The organism is Pseudomonas sp. LS-2, from assembly GCF_003605735.1.
Taxonomy (GTDB): Bacteria; Pseudomonadota; Gammaproteobacteria; order Pseudomonadales; family Pseudomonadaceae; genus Aquipseudomonas.
In genome coordinates, this window is record NZ_QXTJ01000045.1 from 175,613 (window position 1) to 193,013 (window position 17,401).

Genomic DNA, 17,401 nt, shown 5'->3' on the forward strand with positions numbered 1-17,401 from the left:
CTCTAGCCCCCCCAATAAAACCAGACTCCCCAATAAAAAAGGCCACCCAGGGGTGGCCTTAAATATTTCAAACTAGGAAGAAGAGACTTTTACACCGCCGCTACAGGGCGCATGTAGGAGATCGGTGCGGTACTGGCATCTTCGAAGGTCACGACTTCCCACGCGTCTTCCTGTGCAATCAATGCACGCAGCAGACGATTGTTCAGACCGTGTCCCGACTTGAAGCCCTGGTACTCGCCAATCAGGCTGTTGCCCAACAGATACAGGTCACCGATGGCATCCAGAATCTTGTGTTTGACGAACTCGTCCTCATAACGCAGGCCGTCTTCGTTCAACACGCCGTCCTTGTCCACGACGATAGCGTTTTCAACGCTGCCGCCAAGCGCAAGGTTGTGCTTGCGCAGGTACTCGATGTCTTTCATGAAACCGAATGTACGCGCGCGGCTCACTTCTTTCACGAACGAAGTGCTGGAGAAGTCGACGCATGCCGTTTGTGTACGGTTCTTCAGGTAAGGATGGTCGAAATCAATTTCGAAGCCGACCTTAAAACCTTCAAACGGTACGAACTTGGCGGACTTGCCCTCTCCTTCAATGCAGAATTCTTTCAGAATGCGAATGAATTTCTTCGGTGCGTCCTGTTCTTCCAGGCCAGCCGATTGAATCAGGAATACGAAGGGACCTGCGCTGCCGTCCATGATTGGAACTTCGGAGGCAGAGAGTTCAACGTAGGCGTTATCGATGCCGAGGCCAGCCATGGCCGAGAGCAAGTGCTCAACCGTATCGACCTTCACGTCACCGTTGAACAGCGTCGTGGAGAGCGTGGTATCGCCAACATTCAACGCATGCGCGTTGATCTGGACTACCGGCTCGAGGTCGGTACGGAAAAACACAATGCCAGCGTTCACAGGTGCAGGTTTGAGGGTCAGGTAAACCTTTTCCCCCGAGTGCAGGCCGATACCTGTGGCACGGATAATATTCTTCAGGGTGCGTTGTTTAATCATGGCATTGGCCGCTTCAGCGCATATCGCGAATTAGTATCAACAAAGGCTGGCGATGATAGCAGACCTCGCCTTTGCTGAACACCAATCACCCTTATACCCCTGATAGAACTCATCAATCAGCCTGACGACGCAGGAACGCTGGAATATCCAGGTAATCCAGATCGTCTTGCGGATTCATTTTCGCCGCGGCTGTCGCGCCTGCGTGAGCCTGATTGCGCATCACGGTAGGACGGTCCAGATCGCGGTAGTTCACCGATGGCTGTTCCTGACGGACTGCATGTTGCTGCTGCACAGGCGCGGCTTGAGCGGTCTGCATGGTGTTGTCGATGACCTTCACAGGCTTCTCGATTTTCGCGCCCAGGCCGGTGGCAACCACGGTTACGTGCAGCTCGTCGCGCATGTCCGGATCGATAACGGTACCGACCTTGACCATGGCGTGCTCGGAGGCGAACGCTTCGATGATGCTGCCCACGTCCGAGTACTCACCCAGAGACAGGTCAGGACCGGCAGTGATGTTGACCAGAATGCCACGCGCACCCTGCAGGTTGACGTCTTCGAGCAGAGGGTTGCGAATCGCAGCCTCGGTCGCTTCACGCGCACGGTTCGGACCGCTCGCAGCGCCAGTGCCCATCATCGCCATGCCCATTTCGGACATCACGGTGCGAACGTCAGCGAAGTCGACGTTGATCATGCCTGGGCGCTTGATGATGTCGGAGATACCGCGAACGGCACCGGCCAGAACATCGTCTGCCTTGGCGAAAGCCGACAGCAGGCTTGCGTCTTTACCCAGGATGGTCAGCAGCTTCTCGTTGGGAATGGTGATCAACGAGTCGACGCTTTCGGACAGCGCGCGGATGCCTTCGTCGGCGATCTGCATGCGCTTGCGACCTTCGAACGGGAACGGACGGGTGACCACCGCAACGGTCAGAATGCCCATTTCCTTCGCCACTTCGGCAATGATCGGCGCAGCACCAGTACCGGTACCGCCACCCATGCCGGTGGTGATGAAGACCATGTTGGTGCCCTGCAGAACTTCCGCAATGCGCTCACGATCTTCCAGTGCAGCCTGACGGCCCACTTCAGGATTCGCACCTGCACCCAGGCCCTTGGTGACACCGGTACCCAGTTGCAGAATGGTACGCGCACCAATGTTTTTCAGTGCTTGAGCATCGGTGTTGGCGCAGATGAACTCAACGCCTTCGATGTTGCTCTTGACCATGTGATTGACAGCATTGCCGCCGCCGCCACCGACACCGATAACTTTGATTACCGGGCTTTGTGGGATGTTGTCTACGAGCTCGAACATGTTCCCTCTCCTTCACTTCTCTAGTTTTTTATCGCCTACTGCCGCCTACCACTTTTGAATCTTAGAAATTCCCCTGAACCCAGCGTTTGAGGCGCTCAAACACGGGGGCCTTAGGTTCATCGCTATAACTGCTACCGGGGCCGGACAAGCCCGACAACGAGATACCGTCGGACTGCTTTTGCAGTCCGTACAGCAGCAAGCCCACACCGGTGGAGTAGATCGGGTTGCGAACGACGTCCGCGAGCCCTTTGACGCTGTGCGGAACGCCCAGGCGTACCGGCATGTGGAAGATCTCTTCCGCCAGTTCCACCGCGCCTTCCATTTTCGAGGTACCACCGGTCAACACGATGCCGGCCGGGATCAGGTCTTCGTAGCCGCTGCGACGCAGTTCGGCCTGAATCAGGGTGAACAGTTCGTCATAGCGTGGCTCGACCACTTCGGCGAGTGCCTGACGGGACAGTTCACGAGGTGGACGGTCGCCCACGCTCGGTACCTTGATGGTTTCACCGGCACCGGCCAGTTTGGCCAGGGCGCAGGCGTAACGGATCTTGATTTCTTCGGCGTACTGGGTCGGAGTACGCAGAGCCATCGCGATGTCGTTGGTGACTTGGTCGCCGGCAATCGGGATCACCGCCGTGTGGCGAATCGCGCCTTCGGTGAAGATGGCGATGTCGGTGGTACCGCCGCCGATATCCACCAGGCAAACGCCCAGTTCTTTCTCGTCGTCGGTCAGCACCGAATAGGCCGAGGCCAGTTGCTCGAGAATGATGTCGTCGACTTCCAGACCGCAACGACGCACGCACTTCTCGATGTTCTGCGCTGCATTGACCGCGCACGTCACGACGTGAACCTTGGCTTCCAGACGTACGCCCGACATGCCCAGCGGCTCACGGACGCCTTCCTGGTTATCGATTACGTAATCCTGCGGCAAGGTGTGCAGCACGCGCTGGTCAGCCGGAATCGCCACGGCCTGGGCAGCGTCAAGTACACGCTCAAGGTCGGCGGAACTCACCTCACGGTCACGAATCGCCACGATACCGTGGGAGTTGAGGCTGCGAATGTGATTGCCGGCAACACCGACGAACGCCGAGTGGATCCGGCAGCCGGCCATCAGCTGCGCTTCTTCAACAGCGCGCTGAATCGACTGCACGGTCGACTCGATATTCACCACCACGCCCTTCTTCAGGCCGCGCGAAGGGTGGGTGCCGATACCGACGATTTCCAGCGTGCCATCAGCCGCGACTTCGCCTACCAGCGCCACCACCTTGGAGGTGCCGATATCCAATCCGACGATCATTTTGCCGCTTTGCACGTTTGCCATGGGTCCTGCCTCTTATCAATTCTTCGCGACGGCGGGTTTGTCCGTCGTTGGCGCTGGCGCCTGCTCACGCCAACCGACGGCAAGGCCGTTGTTGTAACGCAGGTCGACTCGCGCAATGTTCGTGATCTGTTCTTTCAGCGTTTTTTCGTAGATGGCGATAAAGCGGCGCATCTTCTCAACCAGATGGTCTCGTCCCAGCAGCAACTCCAAGCCGGGGCCCGCATTGCCTGCACCAGTGGTCAGGAACCAGCTGCCTCGCTCACGCAATTCCAGACGAGCGATGGAGAACCCCAGCGGGCGCAACATCTGACTCAGGACCTGGTACTGCTGCATCACCTGCTGTTGAGCCCGTTGAGGCCCGAACAACTGCGGAAGGTGTTCGTAGTTGGCCAGCTCACGCGGCGTGAAAGCCTGACCCTGGTTGTTCAACAGGGCTTCATCACCCCAGCGCGCAACCGGCAATTGTTCTTCCAGGCGAATCACCACCTGATCCGGCCAGACGCGGCGGACCTCGGCATGGGCGATCCATGGCATCGTCTCGAGCTCGGTGCGCATGCTGGCAAGGTCAACGTTGAAGAAGCTGGTCGCCACGTACGGGGCAATGCGCTGCTGAACGGCCTGCTGGCTGATGTAGCTCAAGTCACCCTGAACGTTGATCCGCGAGATCGGCCGGTCGGCATACGGCAGCAGACGCTGGGCAGCCTCGTAGGTGCCAAAACCCAGGACCACGAGCAACACCGGCCACATAAGGCTGCGCAGGAAGCCGAAGTTCGGCTTCGGAATGCGTGAAGACAGTGGCTCTCTGGCGACCATTCGACTGGCACCGCGAGGCACCGGCTTGCGGCTCGGAGAGGATTGCTGATGACGTAGCGTCGCGCCGTGCATGATCTACCCTCGCACCTGGACACTGTCGGCCAGAATCGCCAACACCAACTGTTTGAAATCAAGCCCCGCCGCTTTCGCAGCCATGGGCACCAGACTGTGATCGGTCATACCGGGCACGGTGTTGACTTCCAGCAGCCAGAACTTGCCATCGGCGTCCTGCATCACGTCGGTGCGCGCCCAGCCGGTGATGCCGACAGCTTCGCAGGCACGCGCGGTCAGCGCCTTCAACTCCTGTTCTTTGCTTGCATCGAGGCCGCATGGAATCCGGTACTGGGTATCGGAAGCCAGATACTTGGCGTCGTAGTCGTAGAAACTGTGGGGGGTACCCAGGCCGATGGGCGGCAATACTTGCCCACGCAGAGAGGCGACGGTGAACTCCGGACCTTGAATCCATTGCTCGACCAACACTTGCGAATCGTAGGTACTGGCGGCGTTCCATGCGGCGATCAATTCATCGACGCAGGTCACCTTGGCCATACCGATACTGGAACCTTCATGAGCGGGTTTGACGATCAAAGGAAAGCCCAGTTCCGTCGCCGCCGAAATACAATCCGCTTCGCTGCCCAGCACTGCATGACGAGGGGTCGACAGGCCCAGACTCTGCCAGACCTGTTTGGTCCGCAGCTTGTCCATCGCCAGTGCCGACGCCAGAACGCCGCTGCCGGTGTAAGGGATGTCGAGGCATTCCAGCAGCCCCTGCATGGTGCCGTCTTCGCCGCCGCGACCGTGCAGCACGATGAATGCACGGTCGATCCTTTCGCTGACCAGTCGCTGCAGGAAGTCGTCACCCACGTCGATACCGAACGCATCGACGCCCGCACTCTGCAATGCTTCAAGCACTGCGCTGCCGGATTTCAGGGAAACCTCCCGCTCCGCGCTCTTGCCACCGAAGAGCACGGCCACGCGACCGAAGCTTTCAGGCTTCAGGGTCGAGAGCAGGGAGACTGGCGCGGCGGCTGTCATTTCAGCTTACCTTCGGTTGAGGCCACGATTGCGCCCGTGAACAACGGGCTCTTGAGCAGTTGCGGGGCAAGACCGCCGATGTCGCCAGCGCCCTGACACAACAGGATGTCGCCAGCGCGCAGCAGCGGCTTGACCAGCGGGGCGAGCTCGACGCCACGCTCGATGTAGATCGGGTCCAGCTGTCCGCGCTGGCGAATGCTGTGTGCCAGTTGGCGGCTGTCAGCGCCCGGAATCGGTTCTTCACCTGCCGGATACACTTCCATCAGCAACAGCACGTTGGCGTCGTTGAGCACTTGTACGAAGTCGTCGTAGAGATCGCGAGTACGGCTATAACGGTGCGGCTGGTAAACCATGACCAGTCGACGATCCGGCCAGCCACCGCGCACGGCGTTGATAACCGCAGCGACTTCGCGGGGATGATGACCATAGTCGTCCACCAGCATGACGTTGCCGCCCTCGACCGGCAGTTCGCCATAGACCTGGAAGCGACGACCGACACCCTGGAACCCCGACAGCCCCTGCACGATCGCTTCGTCAGTGATACCTTCGTCAGTGGCAATGGCGATAGTCGCCAGCGAATTGAGCACGTTGTGGTTGCCCGGCATGTTCACCGACACGTCCAGCGGCTCACGGTCGCGACGCAGCACGGTGAAATGCGTGAGCATGCCTTCCTGACGCACGTTGATCGCACGCACGTCGGCATTTTCGTTGAAGCCATAGGTCATGACCGGACGCTTGACCGCCGGCAGGATGTCTCGCACCACCGGATCATCGGTGCACACCACGGCCAGACCGTAGAACGGCAAGTTATGCAGGAACTCGACAAAGGTTTTCTTCAGCTTGTTGAAGTCCCCTTCGTAGGTTGCCATGTGGTCGGCGTCGATGTTTGTCACCACGGCGACCAGCGGTTGCAGGTGCAGGAAGCTGGCATCGCTTTCGTCGGCTTCGGCGATCAGGTAACGGCTCGTGCCCAACTGCGCATTGGTACCGGCAGCATTCAGGCNGGCGAACACCGAGGCGATCAGGCTGGTCGTGGTGGTTTTGCCATGAGTACCGGCCACCGCGATGCCGTGGCGATAGCGCATCAGTTCGGCCAGCATCTCGGCGCGGGGCACCACCGGGATACGACGCTCGAGCGCGGTGGCGACTTCCGGATTGGATGTGTTCACGGCGCTGGACACGACCAGCACGTCGGCAGCCGACGCGTTTTCTGCGCGGTGACCGATGAAAATGTGAGCGCCGAACGATTCGAGACGTTCGGTCACGGGCGACGCCTTGAGGTCGGAACCAGACACTTCATAGCCCAGATTCAGCAACACTTCAGCGATGCCACACATGCCCACGCCACCGATACCGACGAAGTGAATGCGACGGATACGGCGCATTTCCGGTTGGGGCATCGCGCGTTGATTCTCAACCATGGACCACCTCCAGGCAGACATCGACGACGGTATTGGTGGCGTCCGGCTTGGCCAGTTGGCGAGCCGTGGTGGCCATGCGTTTCAATTGTTCGGGTTGCATCAAAACCTCTTTCAGGCGCGCTGCCATTTCGGCGGCGCCAGTTGTCGCTTGCGGCATCACGAAGGCGGCGCCTTCACGAGCCAGATAGTCGGCGTTGCGCGACTGGTGGTCGTCGATGGCATGGGGCAGCGGCACCAGCAACGACGGCAGACCAGCGGCCGCCAGTTCACTGATGGTCAGCGCACCTGCGCGGCAGACCACCAGATCCGCCCAGCCATAGGCTTGGGCCATGTCTTTGATGAAGGGGGCGACCTGCGCCTCGACACCCGCGGCGCGGTAACGCTCGGTGGTGACTTCATCGTGATTCTTGCCAGCCTGATGAAACACCTCAGGTCGCAGCTCTGCGGGCACCTGAGCCAGCGCCTCCGGCAGCAATTTGTTCAGCGGTTCTGCACCCAGGCTTCCGCCCAGCACCAGCAACCGTGGCTTGCGTCCGGCCAGCGCCTGACGCGGCGTTTCGAAAAACAGCTCCGCACGCACCGGATTACCGGTGGTACGCCGCTTGGCAGACGCTGCGAAGGTTTGCGGAAAGGCCTCGCACACACGAGCGGCGAACGACGCCAGACTGCGGTTCGCGGTGCCGGCGACGGCGTTTTGCTCGTGAATGATCAACGGCACGCCCGCAAGCTTTGCCGCCAAGCCGCCAGGCCCTGTCACATAACCACCGAAACCCACGACGCAAACCGGCTTAAGCTCGCGCACGACCCTGCGTGCCTGGAGCAATGCCTTGACCAACATGAACGGCGCCTTGAGCAACGAAAGACGCCCCTTGCCGCGCAAGCCGGTGACGTTGATCAAATGCAACTTCAGGCCAGCGGCTGGAACCAGTTCGTTTTCGATGCCCCTTGGCGTGCCCAGCCAATGCACGGTGTAGCCGCGCGCCTGGAACTCGCGAGCGCAGGCCAGCGCCGGGAACACGTGTCCACCGGTGCCGCCCGCCATGATCAATACGTTACCGACGGCCATGGTTGGGCTCCTCGGCAAAATCGCTCTCGCTGAACTCGGCCTCTTCACTGCCCATGTTGTTGCGCGATTCCCACTCGATGCGAAGCAACAGGCCCAGACTCGCGCAGCAGATGATCAGCGAGCTGCCGCCATAGCTGAGGAATGGCAGGGTCAGACCCTTGGTCGGCAGCAGACCGACGTTCACGCCGATATTGATCAGGAACTGACCAATCCACAGGAATGCCAGACCGTACGCGGTGTAAGCCGCAAAAAACTGCTTGGCGCGCTCGGCCCACATGCCGATGTACATCGCCCGAATACTGACGAAGACGAACAACGCGACGGTGGCCAGCGAACCCACGACGCCCAGCTCTTCGGCCAATACCGAGAACACGAAGTCGGTGTGCGCTTCCGGCAGGTAGAACTGCTTCTGCACGCTGTTGCCCAGACCGACACCGAACCATTCGCCACGACCAAAGGCGATCAGCGCCTGGGTCAACTGGTAACCGGAGCCAAACTGATCGGACCACGGGTCGGTGAACGTGATCAGACGCGCCATCCGATAAGGTTGCGCTTGAACGAGGACGAACACCGCTGCGACGGCCAGTGCGACCATCAAGGCGAAACGGAACAGGCCTACGCCACCAAGGAACAGCATTGCGGCAGCCGCGCCCATCATCACGACGGTGGCGCCGAAGTCAGGCTCCATCAGCAGCAGACCCGCCATGGGCAGCAGCACAATGAACGGCTTGAAGAAGCCCATCCAGCTCTCGCGCACTTCCTGCTGACGACGGATCAGGTAACCCGCGAGGAAGATCACTACGAATACCTTGGCGATCTCCGAGGGCTGCACGTTGAACATGCCGAAGCCGATCCAGCGCATGGAGCCGTTCACTTCACGCCCGATCCCGGGCACGATCACCAGAATCAGCAAGCCAAAGGCGCCGAGCAGCATCAGCCAGCCCAGACGTTGCCAGGTTGCGACAGGCACCATCATCGTGGCGACGCACGCGACCAGCCCCAGGACCAGATAGATCAGGTGGCGGGTCATCATGTAAAGCGCGTTGCCCGACTGGACGGCGGCCACTTCCGAGGAGGCGGAAGTGATCATTACCAGTCCCAGACCGAGCAGCGCAAGGCAGCCGGCGAGCATCGGGAAATCGACATCGACGCCACGACCGCTGATGATCGGCGATGGATAAGGCTTGATCACGCCAAAGATCATGACAAGTCCTCCACTGCCTGGGCGAACAGGCGTCCGCGCTCTTCGAAATTCTTGAACATATCCAGGCTTGCACAGGCCGGAGACAGCAACACGGCGTCCCCTTCCTGAGCCGATTCGGCAGCACGTTGCACAGCTTCCTCCAATGTTTTGACGCGTATCAGAGGCACCGCATCGCCGAACGTATCGGCGAGCAGTTCGGCGTCGCGGCCCAAGAGGACGACGGCGCGGCAATGGGTGGCGACCGGGGCTTTGAGGGCGGAGAAATCCGCACCTTTGCCATCACCACCGGCGATCAGGACCAGCTTGCCGCTGATGTCCGCGCCCAACCCTTCGATAGCCGCCAGGGCAGCACCGACATTGGTGGCCTTGGAATCGTCGTAGTAGCTGACGCCGGCGCGCTCGCGAACCCACTGGCAGCGATGCACGAGACCGGCGAAGGTGCGCAGACTCGACATCATCGCGTCGAACGGCAGACCGACTGCATGACCGAGCGCCAGCGCCGCCAGGGCATTGGCCTGGTTGTGCGCGCCACGGATTTTCAACTCACGCACGGGCATCAGGTTTTCGAACTGGAACGCCAGGTACTTTTCGCCGTTCTCTTCTCGCAGACCGAAGCCATTGATGTCCGGTTTGTTCAGACCAAAGGTCCAGCAAGGCACCCCTTCGCCGATCAATGGTCGCGACAAGGCATCCTGACGATTGACGACCACCTGACGAGCGCCGCGGAAGATCCGGTGCTTGGCCAGGTGATAGGCCGGCAGACCGCTGTAGCGGTCCATGTGGTCTTCGCTGACGTTAAGCACGGTGGCGACTTCGGCGCCCAGTTGATCGGTGGTCTCCAGCTGAAAGCTCGAGAGCTCCATCACATACAGCTCGACGTCGTCGCTGAGCAGGTCCAGGGCCGGAACGCCAAGGTTGCCGCCGACAGCGACGCGCTTGCCAGCCGCAGCAGCCATTTCGCCGACCAGTGTGGTCACGGTGCTCTTCGCATTCGAGCCGCTAATGGCAACGATTGGCGCCTTCGCGTTACGCGCGAACAGCTCGATGTCACCGGACAACTTCACACCACGGGCCGCGGCCTGCTGGAGCGCCGGGGTCGCCAGCGCGAGACCGGGACTCACGTACAACTCGTCGGCACGGCAGAGGAATTCCACGTCCAGCTCGCCACAACGCACTTCCACCTGCGGATAGTCACGACGCAGGGTCGCGAGCTCCGGTGGATTTTCCCGCGTGTCGGCCACGGCAAACGCCACGCCCCGGGTCGCCAGGAAGCGAACCAGGGACATGCCGCTCTTGCCGAGACCGACAATGATGCGGAAGTGAGAGGAAGCGATCAGTGACACTCTGTTCTACCTCAGTTTCAACGTGGCAAGACCGATCAACACGAGGATCACGGTGATGATCCAGAAACGGACGATCACGCGCGGCTCGGGCCAGCCCTTGAGTTCAAAATGGTGGTGGATCGGCGCCATGCGGAAAACGCGGCGGCCGGTCAATTTAAAGGATGCGACCTGAATGACGACTGACAGGGTTTCCATCACGAAAACACCGCCCATGATGAACAGGACGATCTCCTGGCGGACGATGACAGCGATGGTGCCGAGTGCCGCGCCGAGCGCCAGCGCGCCGACATCGCCCATGAACACCTGAGCCGGATACGTGTTGAACCACAGAAACCCCAGGCCGGCACCGATCAGGGCGCCACAGAACACAATCAGTTCGCCGGAGCCTGGCACGTAAGGGATCAGCAGGTATTCGGCGAATTTCACGTTACCGGACAGGTAGCAGAAGATGCCCAGCGCGCCTCCGACCATCACGGTTGGCAGAATTGCCAGGCCGTCCAGGCCATCGGTGAGGTTCACGGCATTACTGGAACCGACGATCACGAAGTAGGTGAGAATCACGAAACCTACGCCCAGCGGAATGCTGAAGTCCTTGAGCATCGGGATCAGCAGCGTGGTCTCGACTGGCGATTGCGCGGTCATATAAAGGAAGATCGCAGCACCCAGACCGAATACCGACTGCCAGAAGTACTTCCAGCGGCTAGGCAACCCTTTGGAGTTTTTCTCGATCACCTTACGGTAATCGTCGACCCAGCCAATACCGCCGAACAGCAGCGTGACGATGAGCACGACCCACACATAACGGTTGCTCAGATCCGCCCAAAGCAAGGTGCTGATGGCGATGGCAGAGAGAATCAGTGCGCCACCCATGGTCGGGGTGCCTGACTTGGACAAATGGGATTGAGGACCGTCGTTGCGGACGGATTGACCGATCTGCTTGTTCTGCAGGGCACGGATCATCCATGGACCGAGGCACAGCGAGAGCGACAGTGCGGTGAGCACGCCAAGGATCCCGCGCAGGGTCAGGTACTGGAAGACCGCGAAGCCTTTGTAGAACTGTTGCAGATACTCGGCCAGCAGCAGCAGCATTAATGTTTCTCCAGGCTGGATCCGCAGAGAGCCGCCACGACGTTTTCCATCGCGGCACTGCGGGATCCTTTGATCAAAATGGTGGTGTTTTTATCTTGCTCGGCGCCCAGCGCCTCGATCAGGTCAGCCTGATTGGCAAAATGGCGCGCATCCTGCCCGAAAGCTTTGACCGCATGGGCCATCAGTGGACCAACGGCATAGAGGGCATCGACCTTGCCGGCCGCATACGCGCCGACGTCACGATGGCCCTGCTCTGCCCAGTCACCCAGCTCGCCAATATCACCCAGTACCAGCACCTTGCGGCCGGAAAATCCGGTGAGAATGTCGGTGGCCGCAGCGACCGAAGTCGGGTTGGCGTTGTAGGTGTCGTCGATCACGCGCATGCCGTTGGTCGCCAGTTGCGCAACGGTACGGCCCTTGACCGGCTGCACGCTGTCGAGCCCGGCAACCAGACCCGGCAGCGAGACGCCCAGTGCGTGGCCTGCGGCAGCAGCAGCCAATGCGTTGGCCACGTTGTGCGCACCCAGCAGATTCAATTGCACCTGCGCCGAGCCGCTCGGACCGTTCAAAGTGAAGGTCGGGCAGCCGCGGGCGTCGATGCCCAGATCGGTGGCATAGAAATCGGCCTGATCGCTGCTCCGGGAAAAACTCAGGACCTTGCGACCGGCTGCGCGGGCAACCCAGATGTCGAACGCCTTGTCGTCGCGATTCAAAACCGCGACGCCACGGGTATCGAGACCCTCGATGATTTCGCCCTTGGCTTGGACGATCTTCTCGGGACCCCCAAACTCACCGACATGGGCAGTGCCTGCATTGGTCAGCACCACGACGTGCGGCTTGGTCAGGCTGACGGTGAAGGCAATTTCGCCCACTCGCGATGCGCCCAGTTCGATAACGGCTGCAGCGAACTTCGGAGCCAGCGCCAGCAACGTCAGTGGCACGCCCAGTTCGTTATTCAGGTTGCCTCGAGTGGCGAGCACCGAACCACGCGTACGCAGAATGCTGGCGAGCATTTCCTTGACCGTGGTCTTGCCGCTGGAACCGGTGATCGCGGCTACCGGTTTGTCTATGAAGGCGTTGCGATTCATGGCCCCCAACTGCGCCAACGCCTTGCGGGTATCGCCGACGATCAGTTGTGGCAACGCGCTGCCTGGAATTTCACGCTCGACCAATGCCCCTACAGCACCTTTGGCTGCGACCTGATCGAGGTAATCGTGACCGTCGAAACGCGGGCCGGTTAGCGCCACGAACAACTGTCCCGGATCGATTGCACGGCTGTCGATGCTGACGCCATTGAAACTCACGTCTTCGCCGACCCGACGCGCATCGAGCGGCAACAACAATTCGCTGAACGAAAGTGGCTTAAGCATGTGCAGCCTCCCATGCGTTCAGTGCCTTGGCGGCTTCTTCAAGATCGGAGAAAGGATGGCGCTGGCCATCGATTTCCTGGTAGTCCTCGTGACCTTTGCCCGCCAGCACGATCACGTCCGCGGCTTGGGCCTGGGCGATAATCTGCGCAATGGCTTGGCCGCGACCGGCGACGAACTCGACCTTATCCACAGCGCCGAAACCGGCGCGGATGTCGTCGAAAATGCGCGCGGGGTCTTCGGTTCTCGGATTGTCGTCGGTGACCAGCACCTTGTCGGCCAGACGCTCCACCACTTCGGCCATCAGCGGGCGCTTGCCTCGATCGCGATCGCCGCCACAGCCGAACAGACAGGTCAGCTCGCCCTTGGCGTGTGGGCGCAGTGCAGCGAGCACTTTTTCCAGCGCGTCCGGAGTGTGGGCATAATCGACCACGACCAGTGGGAGCGACCCACCGCCGAGGCGCTGCATACGTCCGACCGGACCTTCGAGGCTCGGCAGCACTTTGAGAATTTCGTCCAGCGGGTAATCCAGGCCAATCAATGCGCCGACGGCAGCCAGCACATTGCTCAGGTTGAACCTGCCGAGCAAGCTGCTGCGCAGGACATGATCGCCCTGCGGCGTCACCAGCGTGGCGCGTACGCCATCGTCATCGAAGTGCGCATCGCGGCAGCACAGGTACGCGCTGCTGTCTTCCTGGCTGTAGCTGATCAGACGCGAATTATGCGGTTGAGCGGCCAGTTGGCGACCGAAATCGTCGTCGAGATTGACCACGCGGCAACGCAGGTCACTCCAGGCAAACAGCTTGGCTTTCGCGGCTGCGTAGGCTTGCATCGTACCGTGATAATCCAGATGGTCACGGGACAGGTTGGTCATCACTGCGACGTCGAAGGCCAGCGCAGTCACGCGACCTTGATCCAGACCATGGGATGAGACTTCCATCGCGATGGCCTTGGCCCCGGCCTTTTTCAGGTCGTAAATCGTCGACTGCACGGAAATCGGGTCGGGCGTGGTGTGAATGCCGCTTTTCAGTTCGCTATAAAAGCCGGTGCCCAGGGTGCCGATCAACCCGCAATGCTGACCCAGCTTGTCCAGCGCTTGCGCGATGAGCTGAGTGACACTGGTCTTGCCGTTCGTGCCGGTGACGCCGACCAGGTTCATGCCACGGCTCGGATCTCCGTAGAAACGCCCGGCGATGTCTGACAGCTGCGCCGCCAGGCCCTTGACCGGGATCATCGGAATGTCGGTGATCGGCAGTACCTTGGCGCCTTCGACTTCATAGGCGACGGCCGCGGCACCGTGCGCAATGGCATCGGTAATATGATCGCGCCCGTCAACCTTCAGGCCCGGAATCGCCAGGAACAGATCACCCGGACGCACCTTGCGGCTGTCCAGCGTCAGCTCGCGAATCAACAGGTCACGATCGCTCTGGGCGAATATCTTGCTCAGGTTGAATGACATCAGCCGCGCCCTCCCTTGACGGGGACGGCTGCCGGCGCGGCGTTGGCCTGTTGCTCAGGCGGCACCGGCGCGAGGTTGTCCGGGCGCACGTTCATCAGGCGCAGGGTCCCCGACATCACCTTGCTGAACACAGGTGCGGAAACCAGACCACCGAAGTAGCCACCTTTACTTGGCTCATCGATAACGACCACTACCGCGTAACGCGGGTTGCTCATCGGGCCGAAACCGGCGAACAGCGAGCGATAGGAGTTCTCGGCGTAGCCTTTGGTGCCCACCGATGTCTTACGTGCAGTACCCGATTTGCCCGCCACGTGATACGACGGCACTCGAGCGCGATAAACGCCGCGCGGGTCTTCGATGACCTGCTGCAACATGCCTTGCAATGTTTTTGCGGTCGCTTCCGGAATCGCCTGAGTCGACTCGGACGGCTTGTCTGTCTTAAGGATGGTCAGGGGAACGATCTTGCCGTTGTTCGCCAGCGCGGAGTAGGCGTGAACCAGTTGCAGCGCTGTTACCGACAGACCGTAACCGTAAGATAAGGTCGCAGTTTCCGCCTTGCGCCACTCCCGATAGTTCGGCAGATTGCCCACTCGCTCACCTGGAAAGCCAAGACCTGTGTATTGCCCCAGACCCACGCGCTGCATGGCGCGGAAAATCGCCTCACCGCCTACATCGAACGCCACCTTGCTCATTCCGACGTTACTGGAGTTGATCAGAATACCGGTCAGATCGAGAATCGGCCCTTCAGTCTTTGTCACGTCACGAATGGTGTACTTACCGATTTGCAGCGTGCCCGGATAGACCTCGACCTTGTCGCTGGGCTTCCAGCGACCACTGTCGAGAGCGGCGGTCATGGAGATCGGCTTCATGGTCGAGCCGGGTTCGAACACATCGATGATCGCGCGGTTACGCATCGCCGCCGGGACCATGGTGCGACGGTTGTTCGGGTTGTAGGTCGGCTGATTGACCATCGCCAGCACTTCGCCGGTCTTCACGTCCATGATCACCAGGCTGCCCGCCTTGGCGTCGTTTTCCTGGATCGCGTTGCGCAGCTCGCGAGTGGCCAGGTATTGCAGCCGCAGATCAATAGACAAAGCCAAGGTTTTCCCGGCCTTGGCGTTTTTCTTCACTTGCAGGTCTTTGATCAACCTGCCGCGCCGATCCTTGATGACTTGCCTTTTACCTGGCACTCCGGCGAGCCAGTCGTCATAGGCGAGCTCAACCCCCTCGCGACCATGATCGTCAAGGTCGGTAAAGCCGACCATGTGGGCTGTGACATCGCCCGCTGGATAGAAGCGGCGGAACTCTTCCTTGCCGTAGACGCCCGGCACTTTCAGGTCGAGTACCGACTGGCCTTGCTCCGGGGTCAGTCCGCGAACCAGATAGATGAATTCTTTGCTGGCCTGTTCATTCAGACGATCGGCAAGGGCTTTAGGGTCTTGCCCCAACGCTTGCGCCAACAGGCCCCATTTGCTCTTGTCTGCCTGCATCTCGGACGGGTTTGCCCAGATGGTGGTGACGGGAGTACTGACAGCCAGAGGCTCGCCGTTACGGTCGGTGATCAGACCACGGTGAGCCGGAATGGAAACGGTGCGCAGGCTGCGCGCATCGCCCTGCTCGATAAGGAAACGATGATCGATGACCTGCAAATCGACGATGCGGTACGAAATCGCCAGCACCATGATCGACAACAGCCCGACCACGACGCGGAACCGCCAAGGGTAGAGTGCCCCTTCGAGTTTCATCATGGCGACACCATCCGGATATCGGCGGCGTTCGGAATACGCATTTTCAGCTGATCGGTGGCCAGCGCTTCAATACGGCTGTGCGCGGTCCAGGTGCTTTGCTCGAGAATCAGACGTCCCCACTCAGCCTGCGCCTTGTCGCGAACACTGAGTTCGGCATACAGCGAATTGAGCAGTTGGCGGTTCCAGTGCGCGCTGTAGGAAACGGCGATTGCCGAAACCAGAACGGCTATGAACAAAAGCAGCATGAAGAAGCTGCCGCCTGGCAATGGCTTGAAGAAACCGCGGCTCACCGAAGTTTCTCCGCAACACGCATCACGGCACTGCGCGAACGAGGGTTGGCGCGAGTCTCTTCATCGGACGCGAACTGCGCTTTGCCGATCAGTTTGATGCGCGGTTCGAAGGCTTGATGGCGGATGGGCAAATTGCGCGGCATGTTGTCCGCCTCGCCCTTGACCAGCTTGCGCATGAACAGCTTGACGATGCGATCTTCCAGCGAATGAAAGCTGATGACGGCCAGACGACCGCCTATTTCGAGGGCTTCCAGTGCCGCTTCAAGGCCGGCTTCCAGATCACCCAGCTCGTTGTTCACGTGAATGCGCAGCCCCTGGAATGCACGGGTAGCCGGATTCTTCCCCTTTTCCCACGCAGGGTTGGCGACTTTCAACACTTCGGCCAGATCGGCAGTACGCTCGAAGGGTTGCGTCTCGCGGCGGGCAACCACGGCACCGGCCATGCGTCGGGCGAAACGCTCTTCGCCGTATTCCTTGAATACGCGAGCGATCTCTTCGGCGGGCGCACTGTTGACGAACTCTGCGGCACTGATCCCGCGAGTCGGGTCCATGCGCATGTCCAGCGGGCCGTCATTCATGAAACTGAAGCCGCGCTCGGGGTCGTCGAGTTGCGGCGAGGAAACGCCAAGGTCCAGCAGGATACCGCTGACTTTTCCAGCAATCCCGCGTTCCAGAGCCTCGGAGCCCAGTTCCGCAAAGCTGCGCTGCACAATGACAAAGCGGCCGTCTTCGGCCGCCAGCGCTTGCCCTGTGGCAATCGCTTGAGGATCCTTGTCGAACCCGAGGAGCCTGCCATCGGGCCCCAGATTCTGCAGGATGAGCCGGCTGTGCCCGCCGCGTCCGAATGTGCCATCCAGATAGCAGCCATCGGCGCGCACCGCGAGAGCCTCGACGGCTTCTTCGAGCAGTACGGTGATGTGGGTAAAGCCGCTATTCAT

The 17,401-nt window shown here is 60.4% G+C and carries 15 protein-coding genes and 1 pseudogene; all 16 read right to left on the reverse strand.

The genetic code is table 11. The features are described from left to right. Positions 1-89 precede the first annotated feature (89 nt). The 16 genes and pseudogenes from lpxC to rsmH all read right to left on the reverse strand — a co-directional run bounded on the left by lpxC (position 90) and on the right by rsmH (position 17,401). The gene (gene lpxC, locus D3M70_RS29340; RefSeq protein ID WP_120129534.1) at positions 90-1,001 is read right to left on the reverse strand and encodes a UDP-3-O-acyl-N-acetylglucosamine deacetylase; all 912 of its coding nucleotides are present in this window, start codon (positions 999-1,001) and stop codon (positions 90-92) included. A 112-nt stretch (positions 1,002-1,113) separates the two neighbouring features. Further along, positions 1,114-2,307 (reverse strand): cell division protein FtsZ, encoded by a 1,194-nt coding sequence (gene ftsZ / locus D3M70_RS29345; RefSeq protein WP_120129535.1) that lies wholly within the window; start codon positions 2,305-2,307, stop codon positions 1,114-1,116. Between the two features lie 61 nt (positions 2,308-2,368). Then, positions 2,369-3,628, reverse strand: coding sequence for a cell division protein FtsA (gene ftsA / locus D3M70_RS29350; RefSeq protein ID WP_120129537.1), 1,260 nt, complete (start codon positions 3,626-3,628; stop codon positions 2,369-2,371). A gap of 15 nt (positions 3,629-3,643) precedes the next feature. Continuing rightward, a complete protein-coding gene (locus D3M70_RS29355) occupies positions 3,644-4,513 on the reverse strand; it encodes a cell division protein FtsQ/DivIB (protein ID WP_120129538.1) in 870 nt (289 codons plus the stop codon). Between the two features lie 3 nt (positions 4,514-4,516). Then, entirely contained in the window at positions 4,517-5,476 is a 960-nt protein-coding gene (locus tag D3M70_RS29360; RefSeq protein ID WP_120129540.1) for a D-alanine--D-alanine ligase, read from the reverse strand. Beyond that, on the reverse strand, positions 5,473-6,479 hold a 1,007-nt coding region (murC, locus tag D3M70_RS29365; protein ID WP_256660033.1), incomplete at its 5' end, for a UDP-N-acetylmuramate--L-alanine ligase. The genes D3M70_RS29360 and murC, both read right to left, overlap by 4 nt. Before the next feature lies 1 nt (position 6,480). Continuing rightward, positions 6,481-6,897, reverse strand: a pseudogene (locus D3M70_RS33815) (Mur ligase domain-containing protein); the annotation flags it as partial. Next, on the reverse strand, positions 6,890-7,963 hold the full coding sequence (gene murG, locus D3M70_RS29370) for an undecaprenyldiphospho-muramoylpentapeptide beta-N-acetylglucosaminyltransferase (RefSeq protein WP_120129543.1): 1,074 nt from the start codon (positions 7,961-7,963) through the stop codon (positions 6,890-6,892). The pseudogene D3M70_RS33815 and the gene murG, both read right to left, overlap by 8 nt. Next, positions 7,950-9,167: a putative lipid II flippase FtsW gene (gene ftsW / locus D3M70_RS29375; protein ID WP_120129544.1), complete on the reverse strand. Its 1,218-nt coding sequence runs from the start codon at positions 9,165-9,167 to the stop codon at positions 7,950-7,952. Before ftsW ends, murG begins: the two co-directional genes overlap by 14 nt. Continuing rightward, entirely contained in the window at positions 9,164-10,510 is a 1,347-nt protein-coding gene (murD, locus tag D3M70_RS29380) for a UDP-N-acetylmuramoyl-L-alanine--D-glutamate ligase (RefSeq protein WP_120129546.1), read from the reverse strand. Before murD ends, ftsW begins: the two co-directional genes overlap by 4 nt. A gap of 6 nt (positions 10,511-10,516) precedes the next feature. Beyond that, positions 10,517-11,599, reverse strand: coding sequence for a phospho-N-acetylmuramoyl-pentapeptide-transferase (gene mraY / locus D3M70_RS29385; protein ID WP_120129547.1), 1,083 nt, complete (start codon positions 11,597-11,599; stop codon positions 10,517-10,519). Further along, positions 11,599-12,969: a UDP-N-acetylmuramoyl-tripeptide--D-alanyl-D-alanine ligase gene (gene murF, locus D3M70_RS29390; protein ID WP_120129549.1), complete on the reverse strand. Its 1,371-nt coding sequence runs from the start codon at positions 12,967-12,969 to the stop codon at positions 11,599-11,601. Before murF ends, mraY begins: the two co-directional genes overlap by 1 nt. Then, positions 12,962-14,425, reverse strand: a complete 1,464-nt coding sequence (locus D3M70_RS29395) for a UDP-N-acetylmuramoyl-L-alanyl-D-glutamate--2,6-diaminopimelate ligase (RefSeq protein WP_120129550.1) — start codon at positions 14,423-14,425, stop codon at positions 12,962-12,964. Before D3M70_RS29395 ends, murF begins: the two co-directional genes overlap by 8 nt. Then, positions 14,425-16,173, reverse strand: coding sequence for a penicillin-binding protein 2 (locus D3M70_RS29400; RefSeq protein WP_120129552.1), 1,749 nt, complete (start codon positions 16,171-16,173; stop codon positions 14,425-14,427). The genes D3M70_RS29395 and D3M70_RS29400 overlap by 1 nt, the downstream gene beginning before the upstream one ends. Beyond that, positions 16,170-16,463 (reverse strand): cell division protein FtsL, encoded by a 294-nt coding sequence (ftsL, locus tag D3M70_RS29405; protein WP_110948514.1) that lies wholly within the window; start codon positions 16,461-16,463, stop codon positions 16,170-16,172. Before ftsL ends, D3M70_RS29400 begins: the two co-directional genes overlap by 4 nt. Continuing rightward, positions 16,460-17,401 carry a 16S rRNA (cytosine(1402)-N(4))-methyltransferase RsmH gene (gene rsmH, locus D3M70_RS29410; protein WP_120129553.1) on the reverse strand — a complete coding sequence of 314 codons (942 nt, stop codon included), beginning with the start codon at positions 17,399-17,401 and terminating at the stop codon, positions 16,460-16,462. Before rsmH ends, ftsL begins: the two co-directional genes overlap by 4 nt.